Annotated in this window: 24 protein-coding genes and 1 tRNA gene; 11 read left to right on the top strand and 14 right to left on the bottom strand. The window is 72.1% G+C overall.

Going from position 1 to position 23,000, the window contains the following annotated elements; all coding sequences use genetic code 11:
• Positions 1-6 precede the first annotated feature (6 nt).
• The 3 genes from ACFY9S_RS15815 to ACFY9S_RS15805 all read left to right on the top strand — a co-directional run bounded on the left by ACFY9S_RS15815 (position 7) and on the right by ACFY9S_RS15805 (position 3,207).
• The gene (locus tag ACFY9S_RS15815) at positions 7-1,167 is read left to right on the top strand and encodes an FAD-dependent oxidoreductase (protein WP_391128045.1); all 1,161 of its coding nucleotides are present in this window, start codon (positions 7-9) and stop codon (positions 1,165-1,167) included.
• A 53-nt stretch (positions 1,168-1,220) separates the two neighbouring features.
• Complete coding sequence (locus ACFY9S_RS15810) at positions 1,221-2,204, top strand: zinc-binding dehydrogenase (protein WP_391128042.1); 984 nt, start codon at positions 1,221-1,223, stop codon at positions 2,202-2,204.
• Positions 2,205-2,283: 79 nt separating this feature from the next.
• The gene (locus ACFY9S_RS15805; RefSeq protein ID WP_391128039.1) at positions 2,284-3,207 is read left to right on the top strand and encodes an aminoglycoside phosphotransferase family protein; all 924 of its coding nucleotides are present in this window, start codon (positions 2,284-2,286) and stop codon (positions 3,205-3,207) included.
• A gap of 222 nt (positions 3,208-3,429) precedes the next feature.
• On the opposite strand, the gene ACFY9S_RS15800 is transcribed toward ACFY9S_RS15805, so the two are convergent.
• Together ACFY9S_RS15800 and ACFY9S_RS15795 are read right to left on the bottom strand one after the other, a co-directional pair.
• Positions 3,430-3,503, bottom strand: a tRNA-Thr gene (locus tag ACFY9S_RS15800).
• Positions 3,504-3,560: 57 nt separating this feature from the next.
• Positions 3,561-4,013 carry a DUF3224 domain-containing protein gene (locus tag ACFY9S_RS15795; RefSeq protein WP_391128036.1) on the bottom strand — a complete coding sequence of 151 codons (453 nt, stop codon included), beginning with the start codon at positions 4,011-4,013 and terminating at the stop codon, positions 3,561-3,563.
• Positions 4,014-4,114: 101 nt separating this feature from the next.
• On the opposite strand from ACFY9S_RS15795, the gene ACFY9S_RS15790 reads away from it, so the two are divergent.
• The 4 genes from ACFY9S_RS15790 to ACFY9S_RS15775 all read left to right on the top strand — a co-directional run bounded on the left by ACFY9S_RS15790 (position 4,115) and on the right by ACFY9S_RS15775 (position 7,918).
• Complete coding sequence (locus ACFY9S_RS15790; protein ID WP_391128783.1) at positions 4,115-5,083, top strand: WYL domain-containing protein; 969 nt, start codon at positions 4,115-4,117, stop codon at positions 5,081-5,083.
• Positions 5,084-5,329: 246 nt separating this feature from the next.
• Positions 5,330-6,418, top strand: coding sequence for a sn-glycerol-3-phosphate ABC transporter ATP-binding protein UgpC (locus ACFY9S_RS15785; protein ID WP_391128033.1), 1,089 nt, complete (start codon positions 5,330-5,332; stop codon positions 6,416-6,418).
• Positions 6,419-6,636: 218 nt separating this feature from the next.
• Positions 6,637-7,086, top strand: coding sequence for a hypothetical protein (locus ACFY9S_RS15780; protein WP_102909208.1), 450 nt, complete (start codon positions 6,637-6,639; stop codon positions 7,084-7,086).
• 100 nt (positions 7,087-7,186) lie between these two features.
• Positions 7,187-7,918 (top strand): sugar phosphate nucleotidyltransferase, encoded by a 732-nt coding sequence (locus ACFY9S_RS15775; protein ID WP_391128030.1) that lies wholly within the window; start codon positions 7,187-7,189, stop codon positions 7,916-7,918.
• 305 nt (positions 7,919-8,223) lie between these two features.
• Here ACFY9S_RS15775 and ACFY9S_RS15770 read toward each other — a convergent pair whose 3' ends face one another.
• From ACFY9S_RS15770 to ACFY9S_RS15745, 6 genes are all read right to left on the bottom strand, one after another.
• Positions 8,224-9,948 (bottom strand): DoxX family membrane protein, encoded by a 1,725-nt coding sequence (locus ACFY9S_RS15770; RefSeq protein WP_391128027.1) that lies wholly within the window; start codon positions 9,946-9,948, stop codon positions 8,224-8,226.
• Between the two features lie 128 nt (positions 9,949-10,076).
• Positions 10,077-11,018, bottom strand: a complete 942-nt coding sequence (rlmB, locus tag ACFY9S_RS15765; RefSeq protein WP_391128025.1) for a 23S rRNA (guanosine(2251)-2'-O)-methyltransferase RlmB — start codon at positions 11,016-11,018, stop codon at positions 10,077-10,079.
• Positions 11,019-11,135: 117 nt separating this feature from the next.
• On the bottom strand, positions 11,136-12,533 hold the full coding sequence (gene cysS, locus ACFY9S_RS15760; protein WP_391128022.1) for a cysteine--tRNA ligase: 1,398 nt from the start codon (positions 12,531-12,533) through the stop codon (positions 11,136-11,138).
• Positions 12,534-12,632: 99 nt separating this feature from the next.
• Entirely contained in the window at positions 12,633-13,127 is a 495-nt protein-coding gene (gene ispF / locus ACFY9S_RS15755) for a 2-C-methyl-D-erythritol 2,4-cyclodiphosphate synthase (RefSeq protein ID WP_062927607.1), read from the bottom strand.
• Positions 13,117-13,881, bottom strand: a complete 765-nt coding sequence (gene ispD, locus ACFY9S_RS15750) for a 2-C-methyl-D-erythritol 4-phosphate cytidylyltransferase (RefSeq protein ID WP_391128018.1) — start codon at positions 13,879-13,881, stop codon at positions 13,117-13,119. The genes ispF and ispD overlap by 11 nt, the downstream gene beginning before the upstream one ends.
• 291 nt (positions 13,882-14,172) lie before the next feature.
• A complete protein-coding gene (locus ACFY9S_RS15745; RefSeq protein WP_003953493.1) occupies positions 14,173-14,655 on the bottom strand; it encodes a CarD family transcriptional regulator in 483 nt (160 codons plus the stop codon).
• Between the two features lie 582 nt (positions 14,656-15,237).
• Between ACFY9S_RS15745 and ACFY9S_RS15740 the strand changes: the two genes are divergently transcribed.
• Positions 15,238-15,927 (top strand): DUF461 domain-containing protein, encoded by a 690-nt coding sequence (locus ACFY9S_RS15740; protein WP_391128016.1) that lies wholly within the window; start codon positions 15,238-15,240, stop codon positions 15,925-15,927.
• 82 nt (positions 15,928-16,009) lie between these two features.
• Here ACFY9S_RS15740 and ACFY9S_RS15735 read toward each other — a convergent pair whose 3' ends face one another.
• Complete coding sequence (locus tag ACFY9S_RS15735; protein ID WP_030243122.1) at positions 16,010-16,690, bottom strand: response regulator transcription factor; 681 nt, start codon at positions 16,688-16,690, stop codon at positions 16,010-16,012.
• Positions 16,687-18,030 carry an ATP-binding protein gene (locus ACFY9S_RS15730; RefSeq protein ID WP_391128013.1) on the bottom strand — a complete coding sequence of 448 codons (1,344 nt, stop codon included), beginning with the start codon at positions 18,028-18,030 and terminating at the stop codon, positions 16,687-16,689. The genes ACFY9S_RS15735 and ACFY9S_RS15730 overlap by 4 nt, the downstream gene beginning before the upstream one ends.
• A 245-nt stretch (positions 18,031-18,275) precedes the next feature.
• On the opposite strand from ACFY9S_RS15730, the gene phoU reads away from it, so the two are divergent.
• The 3 genes from phoU to ACFY9S_RS15715 all read left to right on the top strand — a co-directional run bounded on the left by phoU (position 18,276) and on the right by ACFY9S_RS15715 (position 19,822).
• On the top strand, positions 18,276-18,977 hold the full coding sequence (gene phoU, locus ACFY9S_RS15725) for a phosphate signaling complex protein PhoU (RefSeq protein WP_391128010.1): 702 nt from the start codon (positions 18,276-18,278) through the stop codon (positions 18,975-18,977).
• A 245-nt stretch (positions 18,978-19,222) separates the two neighbouring features.
• Positions 19,223-19,378: a hypothetical protein gene (locus ACFY9S_RS15720; protein WP_167345925.1), complete on the top strand. Its 156-nt coding sequence runs from the start codon at positions 19,223-19,225 to the stop codon at positions 19,376-19,378.
• 192 nt (positions 19,379-19,570) lie between these two features.
• Entirely contained in the window at positions 19,571-19,822 is a 252-nt protein-coding gene (locus ACFY9S_RS15715) for an SCO4226 family nickel-binding protein (protein ID WP_102909218.1), read from the top strand.
• Between the two features lie 18 nt (positions 19,823-19,840).
• Here ACFY9S_RS15715 and ACFY9S_RS15710 read toward each other — a convergent pair whose 3' ends face one another.
• The 4 genes from ACFY9S_RS15710 to ACFY9S_RS15695 all read right to left on the bottom strand — a co-directional run bounded on the left by ACFY9S_RS15710 (position 19,841) and on the right by ACFY9S_RS15695 (position 22,600).
• Complete coding sequence (locus tag ACFY9S_RS15710; RefSeq protein WP_391128007.1) at positions 19,841-20,983, bottom strand: DUF6596 domain-containing protein; 1,143 nt, start codon at positions 20,981-20,983, stop codon at positions 19,841-19,843.
• Between the two features lie 8 nt (positions 20,984-20,991).
• On the bottom strand, positions 20,992-21,399 hold the full coding sequence (locus ACFY9S_RS15705; RefSeq protein ID WP_391128004.1) for a YciI family protein: 408 nt from the start codon (positions 21,397-21,399) through the stop codon (positions 20,992-20,994).
• A gap of 110 nt (positions 21,400-21,509) precedes the next feature.
• Positions 21,510-22,148, bottom strand: a complete 639-nt coding sequence (locus ACFY9S_RS15700) for a DUF664 domain-containing protein (RefSeq protein WP_391128000.1) — start codon at positions 22,146-22,148, stop codon at positions 21,510-21,512.
• Between the two features lie 251 nt (positions 22,149-22,399).
• Positions 22,400-22,600, bottom strand: a complete 201-nt coding sequence (locus ACFY9S_RS15695) for a hypothetical protein (RefSeq protein WP_391127997.1) — start codon at positions 22,598-22,600, stop codon at positions 22,400-22,402.
• Positions 22,601-23,000: the final 400 nt, after the last annotated feature.

The raw sequence follows: 23,000 nt of genomic DNA, 5'->3' as shown, positions 1-23,000 counted from the left end.
ACAGTCATGCACCGCATCACCGTCATCGGCGGCGGCTTCGCCGGACTGACCGCGGCCATCACCGCTGCCGAGGCGGGCGCCAAGGTCACCATCCACGAGGCCCACCACACGCTCGGCGGCCGGGCACGCACCGCCGAGGGCCCGTACCGCGCCAACGAGGGCCCGCACGCCCTCTACAACGGCGGCCCGCACTGGGCCTGGCTCAGGCAACGCGACCTCATCGGGCCGCTCGCCCCGCTCCCGCCCCTGGAGGTGGCCCGGTTCCGGCTGCGGCACCAGGGCGCGCTGCGCCGCACCCCGCCCTTCGCGATGCTGAAGCTGCTGCGCCGGACGGGCCGGCAGGCACCCGTCGACGCCGACTTCCTGACCTGGGCGACAGGCATCGCCGGCGAGGAGGGGGCCCGGGCGGCCGCGCACTATGCGGCGGTCGCCCTGTTCCACCACGATCCCGGCTCGCTGTCGGCCGCGTTCGTGCAGGAACGGCTGCGCCGCGCCACCAAGCTGCCGCCCGAGGCGCACTACCCGCGCGGTGGCTGGGCGAGCCTCATCGACCGGATGGCCGCCCATGCCTGGAACCTGGGCGTCCGGATGGAGACGCTGTCCCGCGTCGACACGCTCCCCACCGACACGCCGGTCGTCGTCGCCACCTCCCTCGACGCCGCCCGCCGTCTGCTGGGCGACGGCTCCCTGACCTGGCCGAGCGGCCGTACCACCCTCGTCGACCTGGCCGTACGCACCCGGCGCGGGGATGCCTTCGCGGTCTCCGACCTGGACGCGCCCGGCTGGCTCGAACGGTTCACCGCCCAGGACCGCAGTCTCGCCCCGGCCGGCGAGCAGCTGATCCAGGGGCACTTCCCCATCGCCCCGCACGAGTCGAAGGCCGACGGCACCGCCCGCGCCGAGCAGTTGCTCGACCTGGGCTTCCCGGGCTGGCGCGAGCGGGTCACCTGGCGGCGCGAGTCGGTGGCCAACGGCCGTACGGGCGCGGTCGATCTGCCCGGCACCAGCTGGCGCGACCGGTCGGCCGTGGACCGGGGTGACGGCGTCTACCTCGCCGGCGACCAGGTCGCGGCCCCCGGTGTGCTGTCGGAGGTGTCCTTCAACAGCGCCCTGACGGCGGTGTCCCTGGCCCTGGGTCGGCGCGAGCTTGACCTCAAGCAAGCTTGAGGTCGAAGACTTGTCGCACCGAACGCCCGAACGCCCCTTCCTGAGGAGTCGTCATGCACGCCATCCGCCTGCACGCCTTCGGCCCGCCCGAGAACCTCACCCACGAGCGGGTCGAGGACCCTGTGCCGGGCCCCGGCCAGGTCCGTATCGCCGTACGCGCGGCGGGCGTCCACCTGCTGGACGCCGCCCTGCGCGAGGGCGTGCGGGGTGGCCCGGCGGCCGAGCCGACGCCGCTGCCGACCGTCCCCGGCCGCGAGGTGTCCGGTGTCGTCGAGTCCCTGGGCGAGGGCGTGGCCGAGGTGTGGCGCGGCAAGCGGGTCGTCGCCCATCTCGGCTTCGTCCCGGGCGGCTACGCCGAACTGGCCGTCACCGAGGTCGAGCGCCTGCACGAGATCCCCGGGAACCTGGACTTCGCCGAGGCCGTAGCCATGATCGGCACGGGCCGTACGGCGATGGGGATCCTGCAGTTCGCGGAGCTGGGGCCCGAGTCGGTGGTCGTCGTCCCGGCCGCCGCCGGAGGCCTCGGCACCCTCCTCGTGCAGTACGCCCGGAACGCCGGGGCAACCGTCGTGGGCCTCGCGGGCGGGCCGGAGAAGACCGCCCGGGTGCAGGCGGGCGGCGCCGACCTCGCCGTCGACTACAAGGAGCCCTGCTGGCCCGCGAAGGTCCGCGCGCACCTCGGCGGCCGGACCGCGACCGTCGTCTTCGACGGCGTCGGCGGCGACATCGCCCGTGAGGCCGTCGCCCTCCTCGGCCCGGGCGGCAAGCACATCGTCTTCGGCTGGTCCGGCGAGGGCATCCGGGACGGCGGTCCCTACCTCGTCGACGGCGTCTCCGAGGAGGTCCTCGGCCCGGTGATGCTGGGGAAGGCGGGCGGACCCGCCCCCCTCCGCACCCTGGAACTGCGTGCGCTCGCCGAGGCCGCGTCCGGCCGGCTCACCCCGGCCGTGCAGCGCTTCCCGCTCAGCGCGGCAGCGGCGGCCCACCGGGCGCTGGAGACCCGGGGCACGGTGGGAAAGGTGGTCCTGGAGCCCTGACCGCCCCCGGCGCCGGAAAGGTGGTCCTGGAGCTGACCGGCCCCGGCGACGAGCCGGGTACGCCCCCCGGCAAATCCACATGCCCCGCCCGGCACGCCCCACTACCGTGCCGAGGGTGATCGACATTCCCCGGGAACTGGCGGCATCACAGGAGAAGTTCAACGGAGAGGCGGGCCGCGCCTTCATCGCCGGGCTTCCGGAACAGTCGGCCCGCTTCCTCGACCACTGGGACCTCAGGCCCGACGGACCGCCCATGCACGGCGTCTCCGCCCTGGTCCTCCCGGTCGTCCGCGCCGACGGCACCCCCGCGGTCCTCAAGCTCCAGATCCTCGACGAGGAGAGCGAGGGCGAACCGGTCGCGCTGCGCGCCTGGAACGGCGACGGAGCCGTCCGTCTCCTCGACCACGACGCTCCCACCGGCACCATGCTGCTGGAACGCCTCGACGAGACCCGCATGCTGTCCCACGTGCCGGACGCCCATCAGGCCGTGGTCACCATCGCCGAGCTCCTGGCCCACCTCACGTCCTTCCCGGCCCCGCCCGGCATGCGCCGCCTCGGCGACATCGCCCGGGGGATGCTCGACCGGACCCCCCGGGCCGTCGCCCGCATCCCCGACCCGGAGGCCCGCCGCATCGTCGCCGACTGCGCCGCCGCCGTACGCGAGGTCATGGACGAGCCGGGCGACCGGCTCCTGCACTGGGACCTCCACGACGAGAACGTCCTCGCCTCCGGCCGCGCCCCCTGGCTCGCGATCGACCCCAAGCCCCTCGCCGGCGACCCCGGCTTCGAACTGTGGCCCGCCCTCGACAACCGCTACGACCCCGACGACATCCGCTGGCGCTTCGACGCCATGACCGACATCCTCACCCTGGACCGCTCCCGAGCCCACGCCTGGACCCTCGCCCGCCTCCTCCAGAACACCCTGTGGGACACGGAGGACGGCCGCCCTGTCGACGACGCCCAACTGGAGATCGCCCGGCGGCTGCGCGGCCATGGACGCTGACCGGTGCAGCCGCCGTCCACCGGCCTGGAAGCCCCGGCCGCCCGGCCCGGCCGGTCGGTCACGGAGCCGGGACCTTCCACTGGCCGGTGTCACCAGCGAAGCCGCTGCTCATCGTGAACCGGACCTCGGCGCCCCGGAGCCGACCGGGACCTCCGGCTCGCAGACGTGAGACCACCGACGACAAAACCCCAGGCCAGAGACGCCTGACCTGGGGTTCGGCAGAGCCCCCTGTCGGATTCGAACCGACGACCTACGCATTACAAGTGCGTTGCTCTGGCCAGCTGAGCTAAGGAGGCGGGTGCCGTGCGCCGTGTTGCCGTGCGCGAGGGCGGCACCACTGTACACAGAGCCTGTTACGCCGAGCCACGAAGTTCCGTGCGGCCGGCCCCCTCCGCCACCTCGTAGGCGAAGCGGTACGCCACCGCCGTCTCACCGTGCCGTGCGGTGAAGTCGCCCTTTCCGGCCAGGCCGGTCAGCTCCCCGCTCCCCGACCCCGGCACCACCTCGAAGGTGCAGTGCACGGTGCCTTCCTCGTCGAAGAATCCCCGTTCCTCCACCGCGAAGCTCCCCTCACGGCCCTCGACGCGGCCGGTGACGAGTTCCATGCCGCTGAAGGAGCCGGTCTTCGCGGTGACGTAGACGATCGTGTACTCGCAGATCGTCCCGGCCGCCTCGATGCCGCCCGTGAAGGCGTTCCGCACAGAGGCGTGGGCCAGGCGGGGGGTCGCGTCCTCGCCGGGGCCGATCGCGCGTTCCTGCCAGTCGGCGGAGGTGAAGTGACCGGTGGTGGTGCGGGTGCCGGGCATGGGTGGTCCTCCCGGTCGGGCTGATGTCCTCCACCAGCCTGGACGCCGTACCTGACATCTCCTGTCAGGTACGGGAGACGTCCGCCGCGACAATGGCCCCCATGCGCGCCGACCGGCTCCTCTCCCTGCTCCTGCTGCTCCAGAACCGGGGGCGGATGACCGCCCCCGAGCTCGCCGCCGAGCTGGAGGTGTCGGTGCGGACGGTCTACCGGGACGTCGAGGCGCTGGGGGCGGCCGGTGTGCCGGTGTGCGCCGACCGGGGGCCCGAGGGCGGCTACCGGCTCGTCGACGGGTACCGGACGCGGCTGACCGGTCTGACCGACGCCGAGGCCGGTTCGCTGTTCCTCGCCGGGATGCCCGGGCCCGCACGGGACCTGGGGCTGGGGGCGGTCCTGGCCAGCGCACAGCTCAAGGTCCAGGCGGCCCTGCCTGCCGGGTTGTCCTCGCAGGCGCGACGGGTCCAGGAGCGGTTCCACCTGGACGCGCCCGCCTGGTTCCGGGAGGCCGACCCCGTGCCGTGCCTCACGGCCGTGGCGGCGGCCGTGTGGGAGCGGCGGGCACTGCGGCTGCACTACCGGCGCTGGCGCGGCGAGGTGCGCCGGGAGGTGCGGCCGCTGGGGCTCGTCCTGAAGGGCGGCATCTGGTACCTGGTCGCCCTCGCGGAGGAGGCCGGACGGACCTACCGGGTGTCGCGCGTGCTGTCCGTGGAGGAGACGGGGGACGTCTTCGAGCGGCCCGCGGGGTTCGACCTGGCCGCCTACTGGGCCGAGGCCTCCCGGCGTCTGGAAGCCGCCCTGCACCAGGACACCGCACGGCTGCGGATCTCACCCCGCGCGCGGCGGCTGCTGCCGATGCAGTTCGGCGCGGCGGGCGTACGGGCCCTGGACGGCGCGGGGCCGCCCGACGGGGACGGCTGGGTGGAGGTGGAGCTGACCGTGGAGTCGGAGGCGGTCGCCGTGGGCGATCTGCTCCGGCTCGGCACGGAGGCGGAGGTGCTCGGCCCGCCCGGGCTGCGGCAGGCCGTGGCCCGGGCGGTGGCGGCGCTGGCCGACCGGTACGGGCAGCCGTGAACGGGCTCGGGCGGCCGTGAGCAAGCCGGGCGGCCGGAGGCAGGTCCGATCAGCCGTAACGTGCCGCTTCGAAAATTTCCGCGAAGTTCACAGGCCCGGAACTACTGACAGACGTGTGAACGCCGGGTACCGTCCTGAGCCAGTTCACACGCGTGGACTACACCACAACGGCAACCACCGTCGTGGCACCGCCTTCCTACTCGGATCGTCCGGCACGTTCCTGCCGGTAGAAGGGGTTCATTCACCATGGCCACTGTCTCGTTCGACAAGGCGACCCGGGTCTACCCGGGTTCCACCAAGCCCGCAGTCGACGCGCTGGAGATCGACATCGAGGACGGCGAGTTCCTCGTCCTCGTCGGCCCCTCCGGCTGCGGCAAGTCCACCTCGCTCCGCATGCTCGCGGGCCTTGAGGACGTCAACGGCGGAGCCATCCGCATCGGTGACCGCGACGTCACGCACCTGCCGCCCAAGGACCGGGACATCGCCATGGTGTTCCAGAACTACGCGCTCTACCCGCACATGACCGTCGCCGACAACATGGGCTTCGCGCTCAAGATCGCCGGCGTCAACAAGGCGGAGATCCGGCAGAAGGTCGAGGAGGCCGCGAAGATCCTCGACCTCACCGAGTACCTGGACCGCAAGCCGAAGGCCCTCTCCGGCGGTCAGCGCCAGCGTGTCGCCATGGGACGCGCCATCGTGCGTGAGCCCCAGGTGTTCCTCATGGACGAGCCGCTGTCCAACCTGGACGCCAAGCTCCGTGTGTCCACGCGTACGCAGATCGCCTCGCTCCAGCGCCGCCTGGGCATCACCACCGTCTACGTCACCCACGACCAGGTCGAGGCCATGACGATGGGCGACCGCGTGGCGGTCCTCAAGGACGGTCTGCTCCAGCAGATCGACACCCCGCGCAACATGTACGACAAGCCCGCCAACCTCTTCGTCGCCGGCTTCATCGGCTCCCCGGCGATGAACCTCGTCGAGGTCCCGATCACCGACGGCGGCGTGAAGTTCGGCAAGTCGGTCGTGCCGGTGCAGCGTGACGCGATCGCCGCCGCCACCGACAAGACCGTCACCGTCGGCGTCCGCCCCGAGCACTTCGAGGTGGCCGGCGCGGACGCCGAGCTGGGCCTCGCGGTCACGGTGAACGTGGTCGAGGAACTGGGCGCCGACGCCTACGTGTACGGCACCGCCCAGGTCGGCAGCGACTCCAAGGACCTCGTCGTCCGCGTCAGCGGCCGTGACGTCCCGGAGAAGGGCAGCACGCTGCACGTCGTGCCGCGCTCCGGCGAGACCCACGTGTTCTCCACGTCGACCGGTGCGCGCCTGTCCGACTGATCAACCAGCAAACGCACAACCCCGGGTGAATCACCCAGGTTGACGGAGAGGGCCCCGCAGCACGCTGCGGGGCCCTTCCCGTTGTCGACAAATACCCCGGCAGACCGGACGTTTCGAGCTGTGTGCGTCAACGCCATACCCAGAAAGTGGCGCTCTCTCATCCCCCGAACCGGTGACTAAATGTCTACAAACCATTACCGGGCGCTACCCTCACACGCGTGAAGCACTCCATGAACCAACAGACGCGACGCGGCCGGGGCCCCGCCCGCCGGATCGGCCGCACCCTCGCTTTCGTCCTGCCCGTCGTCCTGGTGCTCTCCGGGACCCTCGCGGTCACTCGAGTCAACTGGTCGGGAAACTCCACCGACCCGGTGCTCACCGCCGCGGACACCTCCGTGGGCACCCCGCGGGCCGCCAAGCGCGCGCCCCAGGACATCCTGCGCGACAGGCTCCTGACCGAACTGCAGGAGGAGGACCCGGGCGTCGCCCTCACCCACCTCCAGCAGGCCGTCAACGGCCGCCCGTCGCTGGCGAAGCACTGCGCGTCCATCGCCCGCGCCCTCGGCCATGCAGCCGTCCGGGTCTACGGCCCGACCCGCGCCCAGTCCTACGCGCGCCCGGTCTGCGACACCGCCTTCGCCACCGGCGTCGCCGCCGCGCACAGCTGAGCGCACCGCCCTGCCACCGGGTGGGAAGTCCCTGACGGCTGACGCGGGAACGACCGTCAGCCGATGTCCCGGGGCGGGACGCCACGTACAGTTCGTGTCCATGAGCGATCCGAGCGCCGCGTCCCGCCCCGTTCAAGCCGTCGTTCTGGCCGGTGGCCAGGGCTCCCGGCTGCGCCCGTACACCGACGACCGCCCCAAGCCGATGGTCGAGATCCCCGGGACGGGGACGCCGATCATCGGCCATCAGCTGTCCTGGCTCGCCGACGAGGGTGTGACGGACGTCGTGGTCTCCTGCGGCCATCTCGCCGAGGTGCTGCAGAAGTGGCTGGAGACGGCCGAGTTGTCCGTGTCCGTCACGACGGTCGTCGAGCCGGAGCCGCTCGGGCGCGGCGGCGGCCTCAAGTACGCCGCGGCGCATCTCCCCCACCCCGACCAGCCCTGGTACGCGACGAACGGGGACATCTGGACCCGGTTCTCGCTGCGGGACATGGCCGACTTCCACGCCGAGCGGGACGCCGTCGCGACGCTGGCGCTGGCGCGGCCCCGGCTGCCGTGGGGGGCGGTGCAGACCGACGGCTTCGGGCGCATCACCGACTTCATCGAGGCGCCCCCGTCGACCTTCGAGATCAACGCCGGCGTGTACGTCTTCTCCCCCGAGTTCTCCGGGCTGTTGCCGCACCGTGGGGACCACGAGCGGACGACGTTCCCTCACCTGGCCCGGGAGCGGCGGCTGGCCGGGTTCACGATCCCCCAGGGATCGTACTGGCGGGCCATCGACACGGCGAAGGATCTGACCGAGGCGGCGAAGGAACTGGCGGCGTCAGGCCGCTGAGCGCTCCGCCGGTCGCGCCGGTCGGCGACGGGCCCGGCCTCCGCCAAGAAGCCGGCGGCGCTGAGGCACAGAAGGCCCCGCCGGTCGCGCCGGTCGGCGAGAGGCCCGACTTCCGTCAAGGAGCCGTCGGCGTCAGGCCGCTGAGGGCTCGGCCGGTTGCTCCCCGTCGGCGGCCGACCGTTCGTTGTGGTTCGTCGCGCAGTTCCCCGCGCCCCTGAGGTCCGTCGCCCTGAAGCCCGTTGCCCTGAAAGCCCGTTGGCCCCGCACCTGTCTGGTGCGGGGCCTTCTGGTGTTGGGGGTCGGTGCTAGCCCAGCAGGCCGCCCACCAGGCCCGGGCGACCCGTGGAGGACGAGCCGCCGCCCGTGCCGCCGGTCGAACCCGTGCCGCCCGTCGCCGTGCCGCCGCCGGAGGTGGGGCCGGTCGTGGTGCTCGGGGCCTGGTCGGCCGGGGAGGACTGCTGGGGCGGGGCCTGGCCCGCGGTGCCCTGGGTCTGACTGGGCGTGCCGCCGGTGACGGTGCCGGTGTCGCGGGTGGCGTCCGGCCGGGTCGTGGTGCCCGCGCTCGGGCTCGCGGAGCCGGCCGTGGCGCCCTGGGTGGGCGAGGAGGAGGCCGACGGGGTCTGCTTCTCCTTGCGCTTGCCGGGCTCACCCGGGAGCGGGGAGCCGGGCAGCTCGTTGCGCGGGGCCTCGCCGGGCCCCGGGACGACGACCCGGTCGGCGTCGCGGACGGCACCGCCGAGCAGCGAGCCGACGAGCAGGGTGACACCGGTGGCGATGGCGGTGACGAGGGCGCCGCGACGCAGCACGTAGCGGCGCAGGTCCCAGATGTCGGCGCGGGGGCCGAGACGGCGCCACGCACTGCCGGCCAGACGGCCGTCGGCGGAGTAGACGGGGGCGCCCGCGATGATCAGCGGTGACCAGGCGGCGAGGTAGATGATGTCGGGCGTCTCGTAGGCGGGGACGCTCTTCCAGCTGACCGTGACCAGCAGCGCGGCCGACAGCAGGGCGCCCAGGCAGGCGGCGACGCGCTGCCAGCAGCCCAGCACCGTCAGGACGCCGACGATGACCTGGGCGAAGGCGATGACCAGACCGGCGCCGACCGGGTGTTCCAGGGCGAACTGGCGCAGCGGCTCGGCGACTTCCCACGGGTGGAGCGTGTTGAGCCACTTGACCATCGAGCCGCGCTTGCCGCCCTCGAAGTAGACGGGGTCGCACAGCTTGCCCATGCCGGCGTAGATGGAGATGAAGCCGAGGAAGACACGCAGCGGGAGCAGGACGACGCCGAGGTTCATCCGGCGGCCCGGGTAGTAGGCGTGCCGGCCCGGGTCGTCGCCGTGCCGCTTGGCCCGGCGCCCGGTGTCGTCCGCGTCGGGGGCGGGCTCCTCGAACTCGGTGTCCCCGTAGGCCGGTTCTCCGTACGCCGGTTCGTCGTAGGCGCTGCCGACCGTGCGCATGGGCGGCAGCAGCCGGGTGCCGTCGGCGGGTTCGTGGGTGCGCTGGGGGCCGACGACCGGGGTCTCGACGGTCTGGGTGAGGTCGTCCTCGTAGCCGCCCTCGAAGCCGGCGCCCCCGTAGCCGGCGCCGCTGTAGCCCGCGCCCTGGTATCCGGGGCCGTCGTGGCCCGGGCCCACGCGGGAGATGACCTGGGTGGCACCCGTGTCGGAGGCGGGCTCGTCGGTGTGGCGGACGCTCTCGTGCCGCACGGCCTGCAGGAGCCGGTGCGCGCCGGTGTCGTCGGGGGCGGATCTGCCGCTCCAGACGACGGGCCGGCGGCGAGCGGAGGCCCCGTCCGCCCCGCCCCCCACCTGGGGGATGCGGGCGGTGTCCTCGGTGGCGGTCAGATGCCGAGCAACCCGGGGGGACTGGGCGCGACGCGTCGATACGCCCAACTGCACGCGGAAACTCGCGTGATTGACGATGACCTGCGCCGGGTCGCTCGGCACCTTCACCATGCTCAGCGCGGGAGCGTCGTCGAGTCCCGACGAGCGGTCCCCCGTGGGTGTGCGGGGTGTTCTGGTGTCCACACTCATCTAACCGAGTGACGTCGCGTTAGGACACTGCTTTGACCCGCCGGAACTGTCCGGACCCCGTCAAGCTTGTCCTCGTCGCCCCGATGACACCGGAATTACCCCGTACGGGTGAAGTTTCGGATGCCTGTTCAGTGGCGTCGGCGGGCCGCCTCGTACAGCACGATCCCCGCCGCGACACCGGCGTTGAGCGACTCGGCGCCGCCCGGCATCGGGATCCGCACCCGGTGGTCGCAGGTCTCCCCGACCAGCCGGGACAGCCCCTTGCCCTCGCTGCCGACGACGATGACGACGGGGCCGTCCAGCGCCGGAAGCTCACCGACCTCGGCCTCACCGTCGGCGGCCAGGCCGACGACCGTGATACCGGCCTTCTTGTAGGCCTCCAGCGCCCGGGTGAGGTTGGTGGCGCGGGCCACCGGCGTGCGGGCAGCCGTACCGGCGGACGTCTTCCAGGCACCGGCCGTCATGCCGGCCGCGCGGCGCTCGGGGACGACGACGCCGTGCCCGCCGAAGGCGGAGACGGAGCGGACGACCGCGCCGAGGTTGCGCGGGTCGGTGACGCCGTCGAGCGCGACGATCAGCGGGTCCACACCGTCGTCGTAGGCGGCGGACGCCAGGTCCTCGGGGTGGGCGTACTCGTACGGCGGGACCTGGAGGACCATGCCCTGGTGGTTGAGGCCGTTGGTCATCCGGTCCAGCTCGGGACGCGGGGCCTCCATGAGGTTGATGCCGCCGCGCTCGGCGGCGACCTGGAGGGCCTCGCGCACCCGCTCGTCGTTGTCGATGAACTGCTGGACGTACAAGGTCGAGGCCGGGACGCCCTCGCGCAGCGCCTCCAGGACCGGGTTGCGTCCGACGACCAGCTCGGACGTGCCCTTGCCGCCGCGGCCGCGCACGGTGGGCCGGCGTACGGCCTGCTTGGCCTTGGCGTTGACGATGCGGTTCTTCTTGTGTCCCTTGCGCATCTCGGCGGGCGGGGTGGGGCCCTTGCCTTCCAGACCCCGGCGCCGCTGGCCGCCACTGCCGACCTGCGCGCCCTTCTTGCCGGACATGCGGCGGTTGTTCCCGGCCATTGAGCTACCTGTCTCCGTGAAGTGATGCGTACGTACGTCTGTGTACGGCTCTTACGTCTGTGCAGTGTGCCGCCCGGAGGCCCGGGCGGCACAGTCGAGCAGCCCGTGGGGCTTGTCTCAGCGCGGGCCGAGGCTCCATCGCGGCCCCTGCGGGCTGTCCTCGATGACCAGGCCGGACTGGCCCAGCTGGTCGCGGATGGCGTCCGCGGTGGGCCAGTCCTTGCGGGCCCGGGCGGCCTCGCGCTGGTCCAGCACCATGCGGACGAGCGTGTCGACCACGCCGTGCAGGTCCTCGCCGCGGTCGCCCTCTCCGGCCCACCGGGGGTCCAGCGGGTCGAGGCCGAGCACGCCGAGCATCGCGCGCACCTCGGCGAGCCGGGCCACGGCGGCTTCCTTGTCGTCGGCGGCCAGGGCGCTGTTGCCCTGCCGGACGGTGGTGTGCACCACGGCGAGCGCCTGCGGAACGCCCAGGTCGTCGTCCATGGCCTCGGCGAAGGCGAGCGGCACCTCGGGGGCGGGCTCGACGACGCCGGCCTTCTCGACCACGCGCTGCACGAAGCCCTCGATGCGCGCGAACGCCGACTCGGCCTCGCGCAGCGCCTCCTCGCTGTACTCGATCATCGAGCGGTAGTGCGGGGTGCCGAGGTAGTAGCGCAGCACGATGGGCCGCCAGCGCTTGACCATCTCGCTGACCAGCACCGAGTTTCCGAGCGACTTGGACATCTTCTCGCCGCTCATGGTGACCCAGGCGTTGTGCACCCAGTACCGCGCGAACTCGTCGCCGTAGGCCTTGGCCTGGGCGATCTCGTTCTCGTGGTGCGGGAAGACCAGGTCGAGGCCGCCGCCGTGGATGTCGAAGGCGGTCCCCAGGTACTTGTGCGCCATCGCCGAGCACTCCAGGTGCCAGCCGGGACGGCCGCGGCCGAACGGAGTCTCCCAGCTCGGCTCCCCCGGCTTCGCCGCCTTCCACATGGCGAAGTCACGCGGGTCGCGCTTGCCGGTGATGCCCTCTTCCGAGGGCTGCCGCATCTCGTCGAGGTCCTGCCGGGACAGCTCCAGGTAGGAGGGCCAGGAACGGACGTCGAAGTAGACGCTGCCGTCGGCCTCGTAGGCGTGCCCGCGTTCGATGAGGCCGCGCATCATCTCGACCATCTCGGTGATGTGGCCGGTGGCACGCGGCTCGTAGGTGGGCGGCAGGCAACCGAGCGCGGTGTAGCCGTCGTTGAAGGCCCGCTCGTTCTCGTAGCCGATGGCCCACCAGGGGCGGCCCTGCTCGCCGGCCTTCCCGATGATCTTGTCGTCGATGTCCGTCACGTTCCGCACGAACGTGACGTCGTAGCCGCGGTACTCGAACCAGCGGCGCATGATGTCGAAGTTCAGCCCGGAACGGATGTGCCCGATGTGCGGGGCGGCCTGCACGGTGGCACCGCACAGGTAGATCGAGACGCAACCCGGCTGGAGCGGGGAGAAGTCACGGATCTGCCGGGCGCTGGTGTCGTACAGGCGAATAGTCACCACTCCAGGGTAGTGGGCCCCGGGGTGTGCATCAGGACCTTCACCTCGGGGCGCACATATTCGTGACATAGGCAACGGGTACGCCCCGAGCGCTTGTCCTCAGCCCGCTCGCACCACCAGCGCCGTGGCCACCGCCATCAGTCCTTCGTCCCGGCCGGGGAAGCCGAGGCCGTCCGTCGTCGCGCCCGACACCGACACCGGGGCTCCGGCCGCCTCGGACAGGAGCTTCTGGGCCTCGTCCCGGCGCTTGCCGATCTTCGGGCGGGGGCCCACCACCTGTACGGCGATGTTGCCGATCCGGAAGCCGGCCTCGCGCACGATGCGCGCGGCCTCCGTCAGAAGGGTGACCCCGGAGGCGCCCGACCACTCGGGGCGGCCGGTGCCGAAGTGCTGCCCCAGGTCGCCGAGGCCGGCGGCGGAGAAGAGGGCGTTGCAGGCGGCGTGGGCGACGACGTCCGCGTCGGAGTGACCGGCCAGGCCCGGGCCCTCGCCCTCCCACTTCAGGCCGGCGCACCACAGCTCGCGGCCCTCCTCGAAGGCGTGGATGTCGGTGCCGATGCCCACCTGGGGCAGAACGGGCTGGTCAGAAGCCATCGTTGAGCCTCCTGCGGGCCAGGACCGCCTCGGCGAGGACCAGGTCCAGGGGGCGGGTGACCTTGAACGCCTCCTCGTGGCCGGGGACGGCCACGACCGTGAGGCCGAGCTGCTCGACCATCCCGGCGTCGTCGGTGACCTCGCCGGTGACCGTCTCGTGCGCCCGGACCAGCGTGGCCCGGTCGAAGCCCTGCGGGGTCTGCACCGCCCGCAGCAAGGCGCGCTCCGGCGTGGCGACGACCGGCTCCGGCGCACCGGGCGTACCGGCGGGCTCGACCTGCTTGACGGTGTCGGCGAGCGGCAGCGCGGGCACCACGGCCGGTGCGCCGTCGCGTACGGCCTCGATCACGGCGTCGACCGTGTCCACCGGCACCAGCGGCCGGGCCGCGTCGTGGACCAGCACGATGTCGTGGCCGGTCGGCAGCGCGTCCAGGCCGAGCTTCACGGACTCCTGGCGGCTCTGCCCGCCCGGGACGACGAGGAAGTCCGTCCGCTCGGGCAGCGCGTGCGCGTCGAGCAGCGTTTTGACCTCGGCGGCGCCGTCGGGCGGGGCCACGACGACGACCAGGGAGACGGCCCGGGAGGCGGCCATCGCGCGGACCGCATGGATCAGCATGGGTGTGCCGCTCAGCGCGCGCAGCGCCTTGGGGGCGCCCGGGCCGAGCCGCACACCGCGGCCGGCGGCCGGGATCACGGCCGCCGTACGGGCCGCCGAGGGGCCGGCGGACGGCGAGGGACGCGAATCGTCAGACATCGGTTCCTGTCAGGTTTGTGTGCTGGCCTGGCGTGGGTATGGCCTGGAGGAGTGCCGGGCGCGACGCGCTCGACCGGACCCTTCCGTGACGCTGGTCGAGCCGGCTGCCCGGGCCCGGCACGCCAATCACCGGGGCGTGAGTGATAACACAGCCCGGGGCGGCGGCGCATCGGCGTCGGAGAATGAACATGCCGCAGCGCCCGGCGACAGAGAATTCGTCATCGGGCACCGCGGCATATCGATGTGCAGGCGCGCGCTTGATAAGCAGGGCGCTGAACGACCGGCTTCGCCTCAGGAGGCGAGAACCTCGTCGAGCAGGGCTTCGGCCTTGTCCTCGTTGGTGTTCTCCGCGAGGGCCAGCTCGCTCACCAGGATCTGGCGGGCCTTGGCGAGCATGCGCTTCTCACCGGCGGAGAGTCCACGCTCGCGCTCACGACGCCACAGGTCACGCACCACTTCCGCGACCTTGATGACATCGCCCGAGGCGAGCTTCTCCAGGTTTGCCTTGTATCGACGGGACCAGTTCGTGGGCTCCTCGGCGTACGGCGCGCGCAGCACCTCGAAGACCCGGTCCAGCCCGTCCTGACCGACCACATCACGCACGCCGACGAACTCCGCATTGTCCGCTGGCACACGTACCGTCAGGTCGCCCTGGGCGACCTTCAGCACCAAGTAGGTCTTGTCCACGCCTTTGATCTGGCGAGTTTCGATAGCCTCGATCAGCGCGGCCCCGTGATGGGGATAGACCACGGTGTCGCCAACCTTGAACGTCATGTGACAGGTACCCCTTCCGTGGCTATCCAGGGTAACACGGAAACTGCGGGTTCTGAATGACGTTTTCGCAGGTCAGGGCATATCTCGGGGCTTGACAACTCCGACAGGAACGTGCTTCGGACAGGGAGTGGAAGAAGGTATTCGCAGGTGGGAGCGGCTCTCCGGGGTGAGCGAAACGCGTACGTTACACGCATCCGGAGCATCCTCCAGAAGGATGAACATCCCCATATGTCCGGTTCCGTATGATCGACTTCCGCTACTCCGTTCGGCGGCCCGAGCCGGGTTCCGGTCGAATCCATAATTGATCACGAGGCGCCCGGACGGACCGCCGGTGATCAATTCCGAGGCACCCCGCGCATTCCTTCACGGAAAATCCGTGCTGCCACCCGGGGCTCTAATGTGAATGCCGGACGAGCGCCACGGCAATGTGACGCGGCAGTCATGTGTGACTCAGGTGGACTCGGCGGTGACGGGGGGTCGGGTGCGGCCGGACGAGGGCGGCTCGGTAACCTAAGGCCCGCTGACAGACACTTAGGGCGGCTCTATCGGCCGCTCCGCTCGAGTCAAGGAGTTACCGCCGCCGTGAGCAGCAGCCTTCGACGCGGTGCCCTCGCCGCCGCCGTCACCGCGTTCTCGATCGCCTCGCTGGCCGCGTGCGGCGCCGGCAACAACGCCCAGACGCTGGAGATCAAGCCGGACAACGCCGCCACCAGCGTCGGCGACATCGAGATCCAGAACGCGGTCGTGATCACGCAGCCCGACCTCGAATCGACCGGCCCGGCCGCGATCTCCGCGACCTTCTTCAACTCCGGCAAGAGTGCCGAGACGCTGGAGTCCATCACCCTCCCGGGCACCGGCAAGACCGCCCAGCTGAAGCCCGCCAAGGGCGGCAGCCTCAGCATCCCGCCCGGCGGCTCGCTGATCCTGGGCGGCCGGAACAACGCCACGGCGATGCTGCCGAGCAGCCGCGAGGCCGTGCAGGACGGCAACGCCCAGAAGGTCACCTTCACCTTCAGCGAGACGGGTGCCGTGAGCCTGCGCGCGTTCGTCGTCCCCGCCGAGCACTACTTCAAGGAGTGGGGCCCGACGGAGGTTCCGGCCGCGCCGGGCGCCTCGTCGTCCCCGTCGGGCTCGCCGTCCGGTTCCCCCGCCGAGGGTGAGCCGGGAGCGCCGGAGAACCCCGCGGGCGGTGAGACGCCCGGTGGCCACGGAGCGTCCGGCACGCCGACCGACGCGGCCACGGCGAGCGCGGGCGCCGGCGCCGGACACTGAGCCGGTCGCGGTACGAAGAAGGGCGGGGCCTCTCCCGGGAGAGGCCCCGCCCTTCTTCGTACCGCCGTCGTGCACGGCCGGTCTACGGCTCGAACTTGTAGCCGAGGCCGCGGACCGTCACCAGGTAGCGCGGGGCGCCCGGGTCCGGCTCGATCTTGGCGCGCAGACGCTTGACGTGGACGTCGAGGGTCTTGGTGTCACCGACGTAGTCGGCGCCCCAGACCCGGTCGATGAGCTGCATGCGCGTCAGCACGCGGCCGGCGTTGCGCAGCAGCATCTCCAGCAGGTCGAACTCCTTCAGCGGCAGGTCGATCTTGGTGCCGCCGACGGTGACCACGTGCCGGTCGACGTCCATACGGACCGGGCCGGCCTCCAGGGCCGCCGGCGTGACCTCCTCGGGCTCGCCTCTGCGGCGCAGCACGGCGCGGATGCGGGCGACCAGCTCGCGCGAGGAGAACGGCTTGGTGACGTAGTCGTCGGCTCCTATCTCCAGCCCGACGACCTTGTCGATCTCGCTGTCCTTGGCGGTCACCATGATGACGGGGACGTTGGAACGGCCGCGCAGCTGACGGCAGACCTCGGTGCCCGGCAGGCCGGGCAGCATCAGGTCGAGGAGGACGAGGTCGGCGCCGTTGCGCTCGAACTCGTCGAGTCCGTCGGGCCCGGTGGTCGCGACCGCGACCTCGAAGCCCTCCTTGCGGAGCATGTACGACAGGGCGTCGGAGAAGGACTCCTCGTCCTCGACGACGAGCACACGGGTCACGGAAGGACCTCCGGGGCGGGAAGCGTTTCGTACGCTGTTGATTCGGGGGATGTGGGGGTGGACCGCCCGGCCTCCACGTCGAGGCCCGCGCCTCCTGCGCGTGTCTCTCGGGCGGTCTGCTGATGTGCGCGGTCGCGGGCCGCACCGGCCTCCGGCAGCCGCAGGGTGAAGGTGGAGCCCTGGCCTTCGGCGCTCCACACCGTGACCTCCCCGCCGTGCGAGGCGGCCACGTGCTTCACGATCGCCAGCCCGAGTCCCGTACCACCGGTGGCACGGGAGCGGGCCGGGTCGACGCGGTAGAAGCGCTCGAAGATGCGCTCCTTGTCCTTGTCGGAGATGCCGATGCCCTGGTCGGTGACGGCGATCTCGATGTGGTCCCCGCCGGACGCGTTCACGCTGCGGGCCGCTATGCCGACGCGGGTGCGGGCGGGCGAGTAGTTGACCGCGTTCTCGACGAGGTTGCCGAGTGCGGCGGCGAGCTGGCCGCGGTTTCCCCAGACGCGCAGGTCGGTGGTGCCTCCCGCCCGTCGCCCGCCACCACCCTGATCGGGCCCTTCGGGCGCCCAGATGTTCGAGGCCATCGTGATCTGTTTGGCGCCGGCCTGGTGCCGGCAGCGGTCGACGGCCTCGGCGACCAGCTCGTCGACACGGACCGGCTCGGCGTCCTCCAGCGGGTCGTCGTTCTGCACCCGCGAGAGGTCGATGAGCTCCTGCACCAGGCTGGTGAGCCGGGTGGCCTCGATCTGCATGCGCCCGGCGAACCGCTCGACGGCCTCGGGGTCGTCGGAGGCGTCCATCACGGCCTCGGAGAGCAGGGAGAGGGCCCCCACGGGCGTCTTCAGCTCATGGCTCACGTTCGCGACGAAGTCACGCCGGACCGCCTCGATGCGGCGGGCCTCGGTCAGGTCCTCCACGAGGAGCAGCACCAGCCGGGAGCCGAGCGGCGCGACCCGCGCGGAGACGGCCAGGGCCTCTCCGCGTCCGGTGCCGCGCCGCGGTAGATCCAGTTCGACCTGGCGTATCTCGCCGTCCCGCCGGGTGTCCCGGGCCATCTGCAGCATCGGCTCGACGGCGAGCTTGCCGCCGCGGACCAGGCCGAGGGCGTACGCCGCCGAGCTGGCCTTGACCACGGCGTCCGCCTCGTCGAGGACGACGGCGGACGACCTGAGGACCGACAGGACGGTGTCCACGCCCGGCGGAAGCACCGCGTCCGTGTGCAGCGAGCTACGGGTGGGGCGCTTCTGCTCGCGCTCACTCCAGCGGAACGCGAGCATGGCGATGACGCCGGTGAGCACCCCGGCGATCGCTGCCACTGCGGCGACCGCCGCGTTCACGTCCATGCACCCAGGTTAGGCATGGCTCGGGCACCCTCCACAGCCGTCGGGGTGCGAGCTCGAACACTCGTCGCCCAGAGTTCACCTTGGAGCCAGTATGGGTTCATCCGGGATGCCGGAAACGGACGCGTACGGGGCGGAACGTGGGAGCGTGGGGTTCGGACCGCCGGTAATACGACGGTCGTACCGCCGGTTGTCCGGTGGCCCCGGCCCTTGGACCCCCGACTGAGACGCACGAGAGGGAAAGCCTGATGCGGGACGCGTACCACGAGGAACTGGACTCGATCGGCGACAGTCTGGTGGAGATGGCCCGGCTGGTCGGGTCGGCGATCGGGCGCGCCACGACCGCCATGCTCGACTCCGACCTGAAGCTCGCCGAGAACGTCATCGAGGCCGACCAGAAGGTCGACGAGCTCCAGCACGACCTCGAGGCCCGGGCCATAGCCCTGCTGGCGCGGCAGCAGCCGGTGGCGACGGACCTGCGCATCGTCGTCACGTCGCTGCGGATGTCGGCCGACCTGGAGCGCTCGGGTGACCTCGCCCAGCACGTGGCGAAGCTCGCCCGCCTGCGCTACCCCGACCGCGCGGTCCCGAGCGACCTGCACGCCACCATCCTGGAGATGGGCCAGCTCGCGCAGCGCCTGATGGCGAAGGCCGCCGAGGTGATCATCACCAAGGACGTCGACCTGGCGCTCCAGCTGGAGCAGGACGACGACGAGATGGACCTGCTGCACCGCACGCTCTTCCAGCACCTGATGGACGACCGCTGGAAGCACGGCATCGAGACGGCCGTGGACGTCACGCTGCTCGGCCGCTACTACGAGCGGTTCGCCGACCACGCCGTGTCGGTCGCCAAGCGCGTGGTGTACCTGGTGACGGGCGAGCACGCGGACGAACTCCAGGCGGATGCGCAGCCGGAGATCCAGGCGGCCCCGGGGGCGGAGAGCGCCTGACGGGTTCTGCCCGAGGGTGGTGCCTGAGGTCGTACCCGGGGTCGTGCCCGGGGGTCAGGTCCGGGCGCGCGGGCGAGCTCCAGGCGGATCCGCGGCCGGAGATCCGGGCTGTCCCGTGGGCGCAGAGCGCTGACGGGGCGTGCCCGGGAGCCGGGCCCGGGCGCGCGGGCGCCTCGATGCGCCGTTGATGCGCCCAGGGCCATGGGCATCCAATGGGCACAGGCACCAGCCTCTAGGAGGGACCCATGGCCGAATCCCCCAGCACGACGCCCGACCCCGCCCGCCAGCGCGAGACCGAGCAGCCCGCCGAGATCAGGAGCCTGCCCCTGATCGCCGCGTGCGGCTGCGGCTCGGGCTGTGGCTGCGGGTGCCAGTCGGGCAGCCCCTGCCAGTGCGGCTGACGCCGACGCAGTGTTCTCGGTACGTCCTTCAGGGCCCCGGCGGTGTCGCCGGGGCCCTGCGGGCGTACGGCCGTGGGTCGCCGGGGCGCTGCGGCGTGTGGCCTGGGGTCGCCGGGGTCGCCGTACGGGCGGAGCATGGGAGGGAGGCGAGGCGGCGCGGGCCGCGCCGCCGCCTGGAAGGAGGCGCGAGGCATGCCCAAGTTCATGGATGTCCACAGCGGCATGAAGGGCATCACGGAGGAACAGCTGCGTGAAGCCCACAACGCGGACCTCGCGATAGAGAAGGACGAGCAGGTCCACTTCGAGATGGCCTGGGCGGACCCGGAGTCCGGCCACGTCTACTGCCTCTCCGAGGCCCCCTCTGCCGAAGCGGTCCAGCGCATTCACGAGCGCGCCGGGCACAAGGCGGACGAGGTGCACCCCGTCCCGTTGACGGTGCGGTGACCTGCCGCACGCGACCCGTCAGCGCCGGCCGGCGTTGAGGCGGGCCGCCTGCCGGGTCAGGTAGTCACGTTCGGCGAGGTTGGGAGCCTTGCGGCCCGCCTCGGCGTACAGGCGGGCCGCCGTTTCCGGGTCACCGTCGCGCTCGTGGAGGTACGCGGCCACCGCGGCGTACCGGGGCAGTGAGTCGTCCAGTGCCGCGAGCGCCGCGAGCCCGGCGCGCGGTCCGTCGGCCTCGCCCACGGCCACCGCGCGGTTGAGCCGGACGACCGGGCTGTCGGTCAGGCGTGTGAGTTCGTCGTACCACTCGACGATCTGCACCCAGTCGGTCTCACCGGCGGTGGGCGCGTCGGCGTGGAGCGCCGCGACGGCGGCCTGGGCCTGGAACTCGCCCAGCCGGTCGCGGGCGAGGGCCGCCTGCAGAATCCCGACGCCCTCGGCGATCATCCGCGTGTCCCACCGGCCGCGGTCCTGCTCGGCGAGCGGCACCAGACCGCCGTCGGGCGCGGTCCGGGACGCCCGCCGCGCGTGATGGAGCAGCATCAGGGCGAGCAGCCCCGCCACCTCGGGGTGGTCGATCGCGGCCGCGAGCTGCCGGGTGAGCCGGATGGCCTCGGCGGCGAGGTCGACGTCACCGGAGTAGCCCTCGTTGAAGACCAGGTAGAGCACGCGCAGCACCGTCGCGACGTCGCCGGGCCGGTCGAACCGCACGCCGGAGACGGTGCGCTTGGCCCGGCTGATGCGCTGGGCCATCGTCGCCTCGGGCACGAGGTAGGCCCGGGCGATCTGCCGGGTGGTCAGCCCGCCGACGGCGCGCAGCGTGAGCGCGACCGCCGACGACGGCGTCAGCGAGGGGTGGGCGCACAGGAAGTAGAGCTGGAGCGTGTCGTCCACGCCGGGCGCGGGCCCGGGCGGCGGCTCCTCCTCGACGAGGTCCTCACGCCGGCGGCGGGCGCTGTCGGCCCGCGCCCGGTCGAGGAACTTGCGCCAGGCCACGGTGACCAGCCAGCCCCTGGGGTCCCGGGGCGGCTCGGACGGCCAGACGCGGAACGCCTCGATCAGCGCGTCCTGAACGGCGTCCTCGGCCGCCGCGAAGTCGGCTCCGCGGCGGACGAGGATGGTGAGGACGCCGGGCGTGAGGCTTCTGACGAGGGCCTCGTCCATCGGTGAGGTCACTCCGTGGTGGTCGGGTGGGCGGCCAGGAAGGGGCGCACCTCCAGCCACTCGTGGATCGGCTTCCCGCCCGCCCCGGGGGCGGCCGACAGTTCCCCGGCCAGCTCGACGGCACGCTCGTAGCTGTCGACGTCGATGATCATCCAGCCGGCGATGAGGTCCTTGGTCTCGGCGAACGGGCCGTCGGTGACCGGCGGGCGCCCCTCACCGTCGTACCGGACCCATGCCCCTTCCGGGGCGAGCGCCTGACCGTCGACGAACTCGCCGGTCTTCTCCAGCCGGGCCGCGAAGTCGTTCATGTACTGGATGTGCGCCGAGATCTCCTCGGGCGTCCACCGGTCCATGGGCACGTCGTTGACCGCTGCCGGAGCGCCGCGGTAGTGCTTGAGAAGCAGGTACTTGGCCATGGTGACTCTCCTCGGTGCCGTTGCGACCCGTCTTGGCCGCCTTCACCCCGGGGACGGAGCGGGGCCCGGGTTCTCGACATCGCCGCCGAAGCTTTTTTCTGGGCGGGTGCTCACTGCCCGACGCGGCCGTCGATCCGTTCGCGCAGGAGGTCGGCGTGGCCGCAGTGCCGGGCGTACTCCGCGATCTGCGCGACCAGGATGTCGCGGATCTGGACCTGCCCGCCGGGTTCGGGGCCGTAGTCGGAGTGGCCGGCGTTGCGGGTGGAGAGGTCGGTGATGCCGGCCAGGTAGCGGTCGGTGCGCTCGGTCTCGGCACGCCACTGCCGCCAGGCCTCCTCCACGACCACCGGGTCGGCGACGGCACCGTTGAAGTCACCGTCGCGGTCGTCCTCCGTGCGGTACAGCTTCGGCGCGTCCTCACCGGCCATCACCCGGCGGAGGTGCCGCTCGTCCTCCGTCAGGTGCCGCACCAGTCCGAGCAGCGACATCGTGGACGGCGGGCAGGACCGCCGGGCCATCTGCCCGGCGTCCAGGCCCGCGCACTTCATCTCGAAGGTGAGGCGGTAGTTGCGCAGGTAGTCGAGGAGGATGCCCCGTTCGTCGACCGGCTGGGCGTCGGTCTCGCGAGGGTCGTCGTCGGGGTCGACCCACATGTCGGGGTAGACCGTCGCCTTCGTCCACCGCGTCGTCTCCGAGTCTGCTGACGCGGTGGACGTTGCTCGTTCGCCGGTGTGCTCGCCTGAGACCATGCGGGCATGGTGGACCGGGTGGGGCGGGGACGCCACCGAATATCGGCCGCGGACGTGACAGGGGGCGGCGGCCGGCGTCGACGACCGGCCCGCTTTCGAGCCACGGGGGCTGTCGTGCCGCCGTGACCAGCGTGACGGAGCGTCCCCTGCTCCATCGCGTCGACCCGGTCGCGGGCCTCGCGGCCGCCGGCTTCCGCACCCTCGCGGCCTGGCTCCGTCGACCGGGTCGACGGAGCCCCCTGTCCCCTCCGCTACGTCCGGTCCAACGCCGTGAAGACGGCCAGGCACAGGGTGAGGCTCGCGGCGAACGCGATGCCGCACCGGGACAGGGCCGTCGGCACCGCGGCCCCCTCCCAGCGGGCGAGGACGAAAGCGATCGCAGCGGCGACGAGGGAGAAGAGGACGGCCACCGCCAGCGCGAGAAGCAGCAACGCCGGGAAGGTGTGATTCATGGAGGCACCGCCTGGGTCGTGTGGTGTCGATGACGAATTACGACGATCCCCGGGCGGAACCGCAGGTGGGACGGTTGGATGTGTTCTCCGGTGACAACAGGGGGTTGTCCGGCGAACAAACCGTGGGGGAGAACGAGTGGCCGGCCAGAGGAAGCGTGGGGGACGACCGTGGGGACCGGCCCGGGGCTCGTGCGTCGAGATCAACCAGCTGGTCGCGGTGGTCCGGTCCTGGCTCGACGAATCGGCGGTGTCCGTCAGGGAGTTGCACGCGCGGCTCACTCCCGAGCACTTCGTCACCGGATCCGTGCCCGAGTTACGCCGGTTGCGCGACCGGCTGGCCGGTGAGTCGCTGGAGTGGGATCTCGTCGAGGCCGTGGCCGACGTGTGCTTTCCCGACGAA

It is taken from the genome of Streptomyces sp. NPDC012474, assembly GCF_042955185.1.
Classification (GTDB): domain Bacteria; phylum Actinomycetota; class Actinomycetes; order Streptomycetales; family Streptomycetaceae; genus Streptomyces; species Streptomyces cahuitamycinicus.
The sequence above is the reverse complement of the archived record's forward strand: the minus strand, read 5'-3'. Positions and strand labels throughout refer to the sequence as shown.